Raw genomic sequence first — 12,399 nt, forward strand, 5'->3', positions numbered from 1 at the left:
CACTCAGCCGTAGGTGGCGGGGATGATGGATTCGGCGTAGTCGGAGAGGGCGCTGAGGATGTCCTGGCCGCGCTCGTCGGCGGTTTCGGCGAGGATGTCGAGCTCGCCCAGCAGCTGGTCCAGCGTGCGCGCGCCGCCTGCGCCTTCGAAGAAGCGCGCCGCGCGGTGCTGTTCCCAGTGTTCGTATTCCTGTTCGCTCAGCGTGTCCGGGAAGTTGCGCGCGCGGTAGCGGAACAGCAGCTCCTGCAGGCGGTCATCCTGGAAGTGGGGCGCCATCGTGGCCAGCTTGGCCGGCGGTTCGCGCCGCAAGCCGTCCAGCAGGCGGCGGTCGGTGTTGCTGATGAAGCCGCCATACAGGTCTTCGTCCACGTCGGCCGGTTCGCCCGGCGGACGGTAGAACACTTCTTCCCAGATCGCCGCCATGTCGGGACCGGCCGCCGCTGCCTGCGCGTGGCGGCGGGCCTGCTCCAGGTCCAGGCCCCAGCGCTCGGCCATCTCGGGCCGCAGCGTTTTCAGGTTCGACACCAGCATCGGCGATTTGTTGATGTGGATGCTCTTGATCGGCAGCCGCGTCACGCCTTCCGGCAGCGCCTCCGCCCGGGTGAACAGGCGCATGCGGATGGTTTCGGCATCCAGCCCAAACAGCTCGGCCGGGTCGTGGCTGCAGTCCCACACGATGAGCTCGTTCTTGTTGGTCGGGTGGTTGCCCAGCGGCCACACCAGGCCCAGGCAGCCGCGCTCGGCCGGGAACATGCCCGATACGTGCAGGAAGGGCTGGCGCAGCGCCGGCGCCAGGTGCATGCCGATTTCCTCGGCCACGCGGTCCTTCTTGTGCAGCGCAAGGCAGAAGTCGAACAGCTTGGGCTGGCGCTCGCGGATCAGCCGCGCCAGCGCAATCGTGGCCCGCACGTCGGACAGCGCATCGTGCGCCGCTTCGTGCACCAGCCCATTCGCCGCCGATAAGTGCTCAAGTTTGAAGCTTGGCTTGCCGTTATCGTTGGTAGGCCACACGATTCCCTCCGGACGGAGCGCGTAGGTCATCCTTACCACGTCAAGCAGATCCCAGCGTCCGCACTGGTTCTGCCATTCGCGTGCGTACGGGTCGATAAGGTTGCGCCAGAAGAGGAAACGCGTCACTTCGTCGTCGAAGCGGATCGTGTTGTAACCGACGCCTATCGTGCCCGGCTGTGAAAAGGCCTGCTCGATGATGGCAGCGAACTTGTGCTCAGGAACGCCCTGCGCCAGGCACTGTTGAGGCGTAATACCCGTAATCAGGCAGGCAACGGGATCCGGCAGGAAGTCGTTGGCAGGCTGGCAGAACACCATGACCGGCTCGCCGATCTCGTTCAGTTCCGCATCGGTGCGGATCGCGGCGAACTGGGCTGGACGGTCGCGGCGCGGTACGGCGCCGAAGGTTTCGTAGTCGTGCCAGAGGAAGGTGTGGTTACTCATGTGTGTGCAGTGGCGTTTCCATAAGGAGAATTATCGTGGCAAATCCTGTTTCCCTCAATGCAAAAAGTACGCTGGCGGGCAACGTCAGTACCGATGCGGCAGTTTCTCCGGCCACCCGCGCCAAGATGCAGCTGAATGCGTCGATCATGCAGACGACGGCATCCATCTCCATCGGTTCCCAGAACGACCCGCAGGCGCTGCTCTATAAATCGGCCATTACCAGCATCAACGAGGCGCTGAAGGCGGAGCTGGGCGAGAACGCGCTGCAGACCGTGTCGGCCCAGGATAATTCGCCCGAAGCCACCGCCGGCCGCATCGTGTCGCTGGCCACCGGCTTCTTCGATGCCTTCAAGAAGCAGAATCCCGGCATGGAGGAAGACGAGGCGCTGGGCAAGTTCATGGATACCATCAAGGGCGGTATCGAAAAAGGCTTCAAGGAGGCGCGCGACATCCTGCAAGGCCTGAAGGTGCTGGATGGCGATATCGCCGCCAATATCGACAAGACCTATGAGCTGGTGATGAAGGGACTGGAGGACTTCACCGCCTCCTTCAGCAAGCCTGCCGGGCAGCCGGAAGGAGGCGCTTAAGCCTGGCCATCGAGCGCGACCCGGTCGCGCCCGCCTTCCTTGGCGCGGTAGAGCGCCGCATCCGCCGCCGCAATCAGCGCCCGTTCGTCCTGGCCGGGCCGCAGGCAGGCCACGCCGAAGGATGCCGTCATATGCGGCAGCGGCAGCCGCATATCCTCGAACACCACGGCCTGCCGCATGCGCTCGCACAGGCGCTGGGCCACGCCGGAAGCCACCGTCTCCGCCGTCTCCGGCAGCAGCACCATCATTTCCTCACCGCCGTAGCGCACCGCGAAATCGCTGGGACGCAGCGCACCGCTCAGCACATGGGCGGCCATGCGCAGCGCCTGGTCGCCTTGCACGTGGCCGTGCGTGTCGTTGAAGCGCTTGAAGTGGTCGATGTCGATCATGATCAGCGAGAAGGGCCGCTGCGATTCATGCGCCGCCGTCACCAGGCTGGGCAGCACATCGTTCAGCCAGGCGCGGTTCTGCAGTCCGGTGAGCCCGTCCACCATGGACAGCTGACGGTAGAACTCGCCCAGTTTCTGGCGCCGCCGCAACTGCGCATTGGCGGCGCGGATGCGGAAGGACAGCAGGCGCAGCAGGTTGCGCGCCACGCCATTGCTTTCATCGATCAGGCGCCACACCAGGTCCGCCTCCACCAGCAGCACTTCGCTTTCCACCAGCGCCGTCACGGTCTGCAGGCCGGCCTGGTCGTCCAGCACCGACTGTTCGCCCACGCTTTCGCCCGGCAGCACCTTGCTCACCGAACCGTCGCTCAGGCCGGTGCGCGTGTCGCTCGTGACGGACAGCGCGCCGCGCAATACGATATGGAGGCGGGCACGCTGGGCATCCGAGACCGTTTCGCCAGCCGCGGCATGCATGACCGGGCAGGCCGCCAGCAGCGCGGCGACCTTGGCCTCCTCTGCATCGCGGAAGAGATCGATATCCGCAGTGCGGTAAGGGGAGGCAGCGAAAGTGCTAAGAAGTTTCACGTTATCAAGTCCAGACGCACCGGGCAATGCCGGTACGCAACATCATAGCGCACTCACTGCTGAGTGTGGTTCAATGGCGGCCATGACCTTCATCGATTCTCTCGGCCAACAACACCCGGCGGCGCCGGACGCGCGCATCGTCTCCCTCGTACCGTCGATTACCGAACTGCTGTGCGAGCTGGGCCTTGCCCCACAGCTGGTGGGGCGCACCGGTTTCTGCATTCATCCGGAAGAAGTGGTGCGCACCATTCCCAAGGTGGGCGGCACCAAGGACGTGAACATCGAAAAAATCCGCAAGCTTGCGCCTACTCACCTCGTGGTCAATATCGACGAGAATGAAAAGCCGACGGTGGACAAGCTGGCGGCGTTCGTGCCCAATATCGTGGTCACGCATCCGCTGGCGCCGCAGGACAATATTGCGCTGGCCCAGCTCATGGGCGGCATTTTCTGCGCCCAGGCGCGGGCCGATGCCTGGTGTGCGGAATTCGAGGCCGAACTGGCGGCCCTGCGCGCGGCGCCTAAAGGCAGGCCGCAGCGCGTGCTCTACTGCATCTGGCAGGATCCGTGGATGTCCATCTCGCGCGACACCTATATCGCCCGCATGCTGGCGGAAATTGGCTGGTCGGTTCCGCAACTGGGCGATGCGCGTTATCCCCGATTCGAATGGAACGAAGCGCTGCTGTCGCAGCTTGACCAGGTGCTGCTGTCCTCAGAGCCTTACCGCTTCACGGAAGCGCACGCGGACGCGCTGGAACGGCAGCTGGGCAAGCCGGTGCAGCTGGTGGATGGGGAAATGATGTCCTGGTATGGCAGCCGCGCGCTGCAGGGGATACGCTACCTGCGCGGACTGGCGGCCGCGTGAGCCGCCAGCAGCAAGGCCTTATTCTTCCGCTTCGATAAAGTCGGCTGCACGCGCGTTGCGTTTATCCTTATCGTTCAGGCGGCCGATGGCGCTGTCGATGGCGCGTTTGAGCTTGTCCGCCGCGCCATTGATGGCCTGGTGCAGCGTGGCCGAATGGTCGGTCACGGCAATCGGCTGGTAGCCATTGAGGCGCGCTTCCATCATGCAGCGGTTGGCGCCGTCCGCACCTTTCTGTGCAAGGTCATTGCTGACGTGGACATCCACGCGGTTGATGTGTTCGCCGAAACGGTCCAGTGCGGTGGTCACGACCTGATTGACGTGCTCATCGAGACCGGCATGCTGTTCAATAGTCTTATCGGTGTTCACATGGATTTGCATAGGTGTCTCCTGTTTGTTCATCAAGTCCGGTTCATCTTACGCTATTTACGGGGATGCTGCCCGTTAGCTACAGCACATTTCTCAGCTGTTGATCAGGCCCGCCGCAATGTTCACCGACATGCCGAGGATGATCAGGTTGAAGAAGAAGCTGAGTACCGACTGGGCCAGCACCAGCTTGCGCAGCGCGGAAGAGCATACCGTCACGTCCGACGTTTGCGCCGCTACCGAGATGGTGAAGGAGAAGTAGAGAAAGTCCCAGTAGTCAGGATGCGATTCGCGGTCAGGGAAGCGCAGCGGCCGGTGGTGCGCGGCGGCGTTGTAGTAGAGGTGCGCATAGTGGAAGCAGAACAGCATGCCGAGCAGCAGCCACGAGCCCACCAGCGTGGTGGACACAAAGAGGTAGTGCAGGCCGCGCTGCGCCGCCGGCATGGCCTTGATCACGGCCAGTTCACTGCCGATGGCAGCCAGGCTGGCACAGGCGGCGAGGCACAGCACTATCAGGATCACGGCCCAGTTCTCGTCCTGCTGGGCAGCGATGGCGCGGATGCGCTGGTGGTCTGCGCGCGCCATGGTCCAGATCATGGTGACGAGGTAGATCCACACTGCCGCATCCCAGGCGGTCAGCAGGCGGTTGAGCTGCGACCAGCCCGGAGGCAGCAGTGCCGCCGTGACTACGCCGGTGGCGATGGCGGCCAGCAGGTGAGGCCGGTTGCGCAGCGATCGATGGATGAGGACGCCCATGCGTCCTATCTTACGCCTGCTGAGCAGTTTTTTCCTGTTCCTGGTGCGGGAAACGGTCCATGCGCGACAGCACCGGGAACAGCTTGATCCACAGGCCCGTGACAAACAGCGTGGCCACGCCGCCGAAGATGACGGCGCGCGTGAGGCCGAACCAGCCCGCGGTCACGCCGGACTCGAATTCACCCAGTTCGTTGGATGCGCCGATGAACACCGAGTTCACGGCGCTCACGCGGCCGCGAATCGCGTCCGGCGTCTCGTACTGCACCAGCAGGTGGCGCACGTAGACCGAGATCATGTCGCCCGCGCCCATCAGCAGCAGGGCGACCAGCGCAACGATGAAGGTGCTGGTGGCGCCCAGCACAATGGTGCCCAGCCCGAACACGGCCACGCCGCCGAACATCCACAGGCCCACGCGGCGCGTGATCGGCATGAAGGCCAGCGCAATCGAGCACAGGGCCGCGCCGGTGCCCGGCGCGGTGCGCAGCAGGCCAAGGCCGGTGGGGCCGACATGCAGCACATCATGCGCCAGCGCGGGCAGCAGCGCCGTGGCGCCGCCGAACAGCACGGCGAACAGGTCGAGCGAAATGGCGCCCAGCACAATGGGGCGCGAGAACACGAAGCGCAGGCCTTCCAGCACGCTGTGCCAGGTGGCCGGTTCGCGCTTGGCCGACTGCGCAGGCGCCTTCGTCATCGACATCAGCACCACGGAAACCAGCAGCAGCACCGAGGCTACCGTGTACACGGCGGTGGGGCCGTAGATGTAGAGCAGGCCGCCCAGCGTGGGGCCGAGGATCACGGCCACATGGAAAGCGGAGCTGCTGAGGGCCACGGCCTTGCTGAAGTCCTCCTGCGGCACCAGGTTGACCAGGATGGCCTGCGTGGCAGGCCCCATGAAGGCGCGCGCACTGCCGAACAGCACCAGCACCGCGAACACCGGCCACACCACGGTCAGGCCGGCCGCCGTGAAGGCGAGCAGCATCAGGCCGACCACCAGCTGCATGCCGAGGCACATGGTGATGATGTATTTGCGGTTGAACTGGTCCGCCACGTGGCCGGCGGGAAGAATCAGCAGCAGGAAAGGCGCGAACTGCGCCAGGCCGATCATGCCGAGGTAGAACAGGTTATGCGTGCTCGCATACACCTGCCAGCCGATGGCGACGTTCTGCATCTGCACGGCCAGCGTGCCGAAAATGCGGGCGGTCAGGTAGAAGGAGAAGTTACGGTGACGAAGAACGCTGAATCCGTTGGATGACATAGATGTGGGGCGCTGCGCGCGCCCCACGGCGGCGCAGCGTGGAGCAGGTCAGGGTTGGGCCAGGTCGGCTTCGGTGGTAAAGGCGTCGGCATAGAATTCGTCTTCGGGCAGCTTGCATTGCTGGACGAATTCGCGCCTGGCGGATTCCACCACGATCGGTGCGCCGCAGGCGTAGACCTGGTAGCCGGACATGTCCGGCAGGTCTTCCACCACCGCACGGTGCACATAGCCGGTGCGGCCGTTCCAGCTGTCTTCCGCTTGCGCGTCCGACACCACGGGCACGTAGCGGAAGTTAGGCATCTCTTCGGCCCACTGGCGGCACAGCGCATCCATATACAGGTCCTGCGGGCGGCGGCCGCCCCAGTACAGCACCATCTGCCGCTTCGAGTCGCTGGCCTTCATCTGTTCCACAATGGCCTTGATCGGCGCGAAGCCGGTGCCGGAGGCCAGCAGCACCATCGGCTTGTCCGAATCCTCGCGCACGAAGAAGGTGCCCAGCGGGCCTTCGAAGCGCAGGATGTCGCGTTCCTTCATGGCGCCGAACACCTGGTCGGTGAACAGGCCGCCCGGCATATGGCGGATATGCAGCGTGACCGGACCGGCGCCCGGCGCGCTGGCCATGCTGTAGCTGCGGCGCTTGCCGTCGCGCAGCAGGAATTCAATGTACTGCCCGGCGCGGTATTCCAGCGTTTCGTTGGCCGGCAGCTGCAGCGAGATCACCATTACGTCCGGCGCCATCTTTTCCATCGTCGATACGCGCGAAGGCATTTTCTTGACCGGGAAGTCGCCGCTGCCCGCCACCTCGCGTGCCTGCAGCACCAGGTCGGATTGCGGCACCGCGCAGCAGAACAGGGACATGCCCGCCGCTTCTTCTTCCTCGGTCAGCGCGCGGCGCTGGTGCGGGCGGTGGGTGATGGAACCGGAAACCACTTTGCCTTTGCAGGAACTGCAGGCGCCGTTCTTGCAGCCGTATGGCAGGCCAATGCCTGCACGCATGGCTGCCGAGAGAACGGTTTCGTCGTCGTCGCAGCTGAATTGATGGCCGCTGGGCTGAACGGTAATCTGGAACGTCATACAATCCTTGAATGAATAGCAAATACATACAGCAACTGGGCAGGCCTCGCCTGCTGATTATCGGCTGCGGCGACGTGGGCATGCGCCTGCTGCCGCTGCTGCGCGCGCGCTACCGCGTGTTCGCGCTCACCAGCCAGCAGGAACGTTGCGCGGCGCTGCGCGCGGCCGGCGCCGTTCCCATCGTGGCGGACCTGGACCAGCCGCATAGCCTGCGCCGGCTGGCCGGGCTGGCGCACACGGTGCTTTACCTGGCGCCACCGCCCGCCGAAGGCCTCAGCGACCCCCGTACCCGCAATGTGACCGCCATTTTACCCGACCGCGCCAATGTCGTTTATGTGAGCACCACCGGCGTTTATGGCGATGCGGGCGGCGCCTGGATCGATGAGTCGCGGCCCGTGGCGCCCCACAATGGCCGCGCGCTGCGGCGGGTGGAGGCTGAGCGCTCACTCCGGCGCTGGGCGCGGCGGACAGGCGGGCGCCTGTCCATCCTGCGGGTGCCGGGCATTTATGCTGACGGCCGCTTGCCCATCAAGCGCCTGGAGCAGGGCACTCCGGCCTTGCTGGCGGAGGATGACGTTTTTACCAACCATGTGCATGCCGACGACCTGGCCTCCATCGTGCTGCAGGCCATGCGGCGCGGGCGGCCGGGGCGGGTCTACCACGCCGTCGATGACAGCGAGATGAAGATGGGGGACTACTTCGATGCGGTGGCCGATGCGGAAGGGCTGCCACGGCCGCCGCGCCTGCCGCGCGCCGAACTGGCGAAGGTGGTCACGCCTGCCCTGCTGTCATTTATGTCGGAGTCGCGCCGGCTCAGCAATGCACGGCTCAAGGGCGAACTGGGTGTGCGCCTGCGCTATCCGACGGTCGTGGACTTTCTGAAAATGAGGCGAAAAATTACATAGCACAAAAAATAGGGTTAAAATCTATCAAATTCTCACAAAGGTTGCCGGACTGTCGGTTCAGAGCAACAGTAACTCCCTTGTCCAATTTGCAAGAGTTTGATCATGTCCCTGAAAGAGATTACGGCCTCGCCGAGCTATAACCCCAATCGCGTGCTGGACGCGATTATCGAAAAACTGCAGCTGAAGAACGACGCGGCCCTGTCGCGCGCGCTGGAAGTTGCGCCTCCTGTGATCAGCAAGATCCGCCACAACACGTTGCCGATCGGCGCGACGATCCTGATCCGCATGCATGAGATCAGCGATTTCAGCATCCGCGAACTGCGGGATCTGATGGCGCACTGAACCTGCGCCAGCATGAAAAAACGGCCGGGCCTGGAGGATCAGGCGCCGGCCGTTTTATTTGTGCTGCGCTGATTTACGCGGCGGCGAGGCGGGGACGGGCGGTGTAGAAGGCGTCGGCAGGCGCCGCCGTTTCAGCACTCACGCGGCCGGAGTACGCCGTTTCGGCGCTGACGCGGCCTGAATAGGCGGTCTGGTCGGCGACGCGGCCCGAGTAAGCGGCCTTCGCGCTGCCTCCATTGGCGTCCGCGCTCACGCGGCCCGAATACGCCACCTTGTCGGCGACGCGGCCGGAGTAGGCGGTTTTCGCGGCGTCCGCGCTCACACGGCCTGAGTAGGCTACCTGGTCAGCCACGCGGCCGGAATAGGCAGTCTTGGCGGCATCCGCGCTCACGCGGCCGGAGTAGGCGGTCTTGTCAGCGACACGGCCCGAATATGCCACCTTGTCTGCTACGCGGCCCGAATAGGCGGTTTTCGCGGCCTCCGCGCTCACACGGCCGGAGTAGGCGATGGCATCGGCAACACGGCCGGAGTAAGCCACTTCCGGGGCGCGGCCGGAATACGCGGTTGCGGCAACGCGGCCGGAGTAGGCGGTGTCCGCAGGCGCGCGCAGGTAGGCTTCGCCGAAGGTCGCTTCATACAGCTCCTTCATGCGGTCGCCCACACGCTGGTGCGCCTCTTCATCGTCTTCGCCGCGCAGGCCGATGTAAGGGAAGTGGTGCAGGAAATAGCCGAACACCTTCTCGCAATCCACCGCGTACTTCATGGTGTCAAGGATGTGGTAATGCCAGAAGATGTCCACGTCCATCAGCGGCGCGGTCTGTTCGTTCGGGAAGGTCTTCATCAGGTAGAGGAAGCGGCGGTATTCGAATTCCACGGCGTTGACCTTGTCCAGCGACCAGCCTTCGCCGGATTCTTCGTGCATCAGTTTTACTTTGATCGGTTCCAGGTCGAGGTCGGCAATTGCTTGAAAGCTTTCAGTCGAAATCATGAGTCATATCCCTTTGTGAGTAAGCAGAAATTAGCGGTAGACACCGTGCGTGGACCGGAGAGGTCGGGTGTCAGGGACGTTCGGAGCTGGGGAACGAAGCGTTGAGCTGGGTCAACGAAAACTCAGTATAAGCGCATTGTTGAGGATTACAAGCGGCTTTTAAGTCGCGCGCTATTTTCGCTGAACCCGCGTATTGCCGGGCTGGCATGCCAGCCCGGCAATGGGTATTGTCAGGCTGACTGCAGGCGCGGACGTTCGGTGAACAGGTTCGGCGCCTGTTGAGGCGGCGCGTCCGCAATGCGTGCCGAGTAGGCGGTGCCGGTAACACGGGCCGAGTAAGCCGTGGCCGTAACGCGTGCCGAGTAGGCGCTGCCGGCAACCCGCGCCGAATAGGCGGACAGCCCCTGCGCATAGGCTTCGCCAAAGGTATCTTCGTACAGTTCTTTCATGCGCTCGCCCACGCGTGCGTGCGCCGCCAGGTCATCCTCGCCGCGCAGGCCGATGTAGGGAAAGTGATGCAGGAAGTAGCCGAATACCGCCTCGCAATCGGCTGCATATTTCACGGTGTCGAGGATGTGGTAATGCCAGAAAGTGTCTACATCCTGCAACGGTGCGGCCGCTTCGTTAGGGAAGCGTTTCATGAGATAAAGGAAACGGCGGTACTCGAACTCGACAGCGTTCACCTGGTCCAGCGACCAGCCTTCGCCGGACTCCTGGTGCATCAGCTTGACCTTGACCGGCTCCAGGTCGAGGGCGGCAATAGCTTCGAAATCGCGCGTGTTCATGTTGGGGGTCCTTTCGGTGGGGGAGAGAAGTTATTTTTGCCCACCATCAAGGTTACGCTTTGATCTGCCTCAAGCTTCCTTCAGCAATTCCTACCGCGTTACGAATTCTCCTAATGCGAGGACGGGCGCCAGATGGGACACCGCCACGCTCACGGTGACGATGGTGCCGCCGCGCGGCATGCCCGCAATGGTGCACTGGCCGCCCAGCAAGCTCATGCGCTCTTCGATACCCACCAGTCCGAAAGAGCCGGTCTTGTTGCGGCTGCTGTCGTGCAGGCCGATGCCGTTGTCGGCAATCGACATGCGCAGCGTGCCCTGCATATGCGTGAGTTCCACCCGCACCAGGCTGGCGCGGGCATGCTGCTGGATATTGCTCAGCGACTCCTGCAGCACGCGGAAAAACGCCACGGCACAGCGGTCGTCGATGCCGGTATCGCCGCCGTGCTCCACCAGCTCGCAGGCAATGCCGGTACGCTGGCGGAACTGCGCGATCTGCCATTCCACGGCCGCGTGCAGGCCCAGGTCCAGCACCGTCGGGCGCAGGTCGTTGATGATGGTGCGCACGCTGCGTATCGTTTCATCGATCTGCTTCACGGTGGCCCGCGCGCGTTCGTGCAGGCGCGGATGGCGCAGGGCAGTGCGGTTCGCCAGGATATCCGCCTCGATGCGCAGAGCCAGCAGGTTCTGGCCCAGGTCATCGTGGATCTCGCGTGCGATGCGCTTGCGTTCCTCTTCCTTGATCTGCTCCGCGTGGGCAGCAAGACGGCGCAGGCGCTGGTGCGACAGCTGCAGCTTGACCTGGCTGTCACGCAGTTCACGTGTCATGGCGCGCGCCATCTTCACCGCGCGCTTGCGGGCCGAAGACAGGGCGTGGAACAGGGCATAGATCAGCATGGTTGCGGCAAATCCCATCAGGGCCGCGAACCAGGGCAGGTAGGCATCGAAGCGCGAATACAGCGCCTGCTTCGGTGCGCTGAAACGGGCCTGCCAGTTGCTGCCGTTGAAGTTCACGGGCAGCAGGATGTCGAAGTGGCCCGGACTCGGCGCGGCGCCTACATTGACGTCCTTCGTATCGTACAGCAGGCGGCCCAGTGGCTGGACATTGCCGTCATCCGGGCCGCCGTATAGCGTAACGCGGATGTCCTGCATCGGCGTTTCATCCAGCGCCGTCTGCACCAGTCGTTGCACGCTGAAACCGATGCCGACCGAGCCCACGTAGGCGGCGCGGCGCTGGGCCACCGTCGCCGTGGGCATGCCCTTGCGGTAGACCGCCATGCGCAGCGGCATGCCCACATGGTAAGGCGAGCCGGGCACGGCGACGGGGCGGCCGGAGCTGCTCATTTCACCGCTGTCGCGCGCCGCATCGAGCGCAGCGGCGCCGGCGGGACGTGCGGCGAGATCCAGGCCCACGCGGTCGCGGAAGCCGTCCAGCGGATCGATCAGCGTAATCACGGTATAGCTGCGGCGCTTGCCTGGCGGCGTGATGCGGAACGGAGGATAGCCGGGGCGCTCGCCGGCCGCCTGCTGCAGATGCAGCTCCAGCGCGGCGCGTTCGCTGTCGCGGACGAAGGTTGCGAAATTGATGGTATCGATAGCCGGGAAATTGCGTGGCAGGTTCAGCCCTTCCACATAGCGGTGGAAGCCATCGGCAGAGATATGGTCCACGGCCTGCAGATAGCTGGCGGCGCCGCGCAGCACTTCGATATAGGTTTTGAGCACGGACGCGATGCTGTGTTGCGTGTTGCGTGCCTGGTGGCGGAAGCGTTCGCGCGCCTCGCTCTCGATGGAATTTGCCATCAGCGCATAAAACAGCGCGCCAATGGCCAGCGACAGCAGCAGGGCATTCCACCAGAACTGGCGGCCTGCGGCGGCAAGTCGCTTGCCGAGCTGGTGTGGGCGCATCAATAGCATGATGAAAGCGGGCAGGCCGCAATGAACTCACATCATTGCAATTTAAAAACGCCTATATCCTACCGTCAAGTTCCTTGCGCGCAATCAGCTACCGCTTTGCGCCAGATCAACAACACGACCCTGACAGCGGTGCCTGACCCCATGG

The 12,399-nt window shown here is 63.9% G+C and carries 13 protein-coding genes; 4 read left to right on the forward strand and 9 right to left on the reverse strand.

Annotated elements, in window-relative coordinates:
• Positions 1-3: 3 nt before the first annotated feature.
• Entirely contained in the window at positions 4-1,452 is a 1,449-nt protein-coding gene (sbcB, locus tag ACJRPG_RS24635) for an exodeoxyribonuclease I (RefSeq protein ID WP_408002756.1), read from the reverse strand.
• Between the two features lie 35 nt (positions 1,453-1,487).
• On the opposite strand from sbcB, the gene ACJRPG_RS24640 reads away from it, so the two are divergent.
• Entirely contained in the window at positions 1,488-2,039 is a 552-nt protein-coding gene (locus ACJRPG_RS24640) for a DUF5610 domain-containing protein (RefSeq protein WP_408002757.1), read from the forward strand.
• Here ACJRPG_RS24640 and ACJRPG_RS24645 read toward each other — a convergent pair.
• Positions 2,036-3,013 (reverse strand): GGDEF domain-containing protein, encoded by a 978-nt coding sequence (locus ACJRPG_RS24645; RefSeq protein ID WP_408002758.1) that lies wholly within the window; start codon positions 3,011-3,013, stop codon positions 2,036-2,038. The two genes, ACJRPG_RS24640 and ACJRPG_RS24645, sit on opposite strands and share 4 nt — an antisense overlap.
• Before the next feature lie 82 nt (positions 3,014-3,095).
• Between ACJRPG_RS24645 and ACJRPG_RS24650 the strand changes: the two genes are divergently transcribed.
• On the forward strand, positions 3,096-3,875 hold the full coding sequence (locus ACJRPG_RS24650) for a helical backbone metal receptor (RefSeq protein ID WP_408002759.1): 780 nt from the start codon (positions 3,096-3,098) through the stop codon (positions 3,873-3,875).
• Between the two features lie 18 nt (positions 3,876-3,893).
• On the opposite strand, the gene ACJRPG_RS24655 is transcribed toward ACJRPG_RS24650, so the two are convergent.
• The 4 genes from ACJRPG_RS24655 to ACJRPG_RS24670 form a co-directional block, all read right to left on the reverse strand.
• A complete protein-coding gene (locus ACJRPG_RS24655) occupies positions 3,894-4,253 on the reverse strand; it encodes an HPF/RaiA family ribosome-associated protein (protein WP_408002760.1) in 360 nt (119 codons plus the stop codon).
• An 81-nt stretch (positions 4,254-4,334) separates the two neighbouring features.
• Positions 4,335-4,994: a DUF1345 domain-containing protein gene (locus ACJRPG_RS24660; RefSeq protein WP_408002761.1), complete on the reverse strand. Its 660-nt coding sequence runs from the start codon at positions 4,992-4,994 to the stop codon at positions 4,335-4,337.
• A gap of 10 nt (positions 4,995-5,004) precedes the next feature.
• Positions 5,005-6,249, reverse strand: a complete 1,245-nt coding sequence (locus ACJRPG_RS24665) for an MFS transporter (RefSeq protein ID WP_408002762.1) — start codon at positions 6,247-6,249, stop codon at positions 5,005-5,007.
• Between the two features lie 48 nt (positions 6,250-6,297).
• Positions 6,298-7,323, reverse strand: coding sequence for a CDP-6-deoxy-delta-3,4-glucoseen reductase (locus ACJRPG_RS24670; protein WP_408002763.1), 1,026 nt, complete (start codon positions 7,321-7,323; stop codon positions 6,298-6,300).
• Between the two features lie 11 nt (positions 7,324-7,334).
• Here ACJRPG_RS24670 and ACJRPG_RS24675 point away from each other — a divergent pair, with 11 nt between their 5' ends.
• Together ACJRPG_RS24675 and ACJRPG_RS24680 are read left to right on the forward strand one after the other, a co-directional pair.
• Positions 7,335-8,228 carry an SDR family oxidoreductase gene (locus ACJRPG_RS24675; protein ID WP_408002764.1) on the forward strand — a complete coding sequence of 298 codons (894 nt, stop codon included), beginning with the start codon at positions 7,335-7,337 and terminating at the stop codon, positions 8,226-8,228.
• 102 nt (positions 8,229-8,330) lie between these two features.
• Positions 8,331-8,570: a hypothetical protein gene (locus tag ACJRPG_RS24680; RefSeq protein WP_408002765.1), complete on the forward strand. Its 240-nt coding sequence runs from the start codon at positions 8,331-8,333 to the stop codon at positions 8,568-8,570.
• 73 nt (positions 8,571-8,643) lie between these two features.
• Here ACJRPG_RS24680 and ACJRPG_RS24685 read toward each other — a convergent pair whose 3' ends face one another.
• The 3 genes from ACJRPG_RS24685 to ACJRPG_RS24695 all read right to left on the reverse strand — a co-directional run bounded on the left by ACJRPG_RS24685 (position 8,644) and on the right by ACJRPG_RS24695 (position 12,245).
• Positions 8,644-9,558, reverse strand: coding sequence for a glycine-rich domain-containing protein (locus tag ACJRPG_RS24685; RefSeq protein ID WP_408002766.1), 915 nt, complete (start codon positions 9,556-9,558; stop codon positions 8,644-8,646).
• A gap of 230 nt (positions 9,559-9,788) precedes the next feature.
• Complete coding sequence (locus tag ACJRPG_RS24690; RefSeq protein ID WP_408002767.1) at positions 9,789-10,343, reverse strand: glycine-rich domain-containing protein; 555 nt, start codon at positions 10,341-10,343, stop codon at positions 9,789-9,791.
• A 90-nt stretch (positions 10,344-10,433) separates the two neighbouring features.
• Complete coding sequence (locus tag ACJRPG_RS24695) at positions 10,434-12,245, reverse strand: CHASE domain-containing protein (protein WP_408002768.1); 1,812 nt, start codon at positions 12,243-12,245, stop codon at positions 10,434-10,436.
• Positions 12,246-12,399 lie beyond the last annotated feature (154 nt).

This window comes from Pseudoduganella rhizocola (genome assembly GCF_045984285.3).
Lineage (GTDB): Bacteria > Pseudomonadota > Gammaproteobacteria > Burkholderiales > Burkholderiaceae_D > Rugamonas.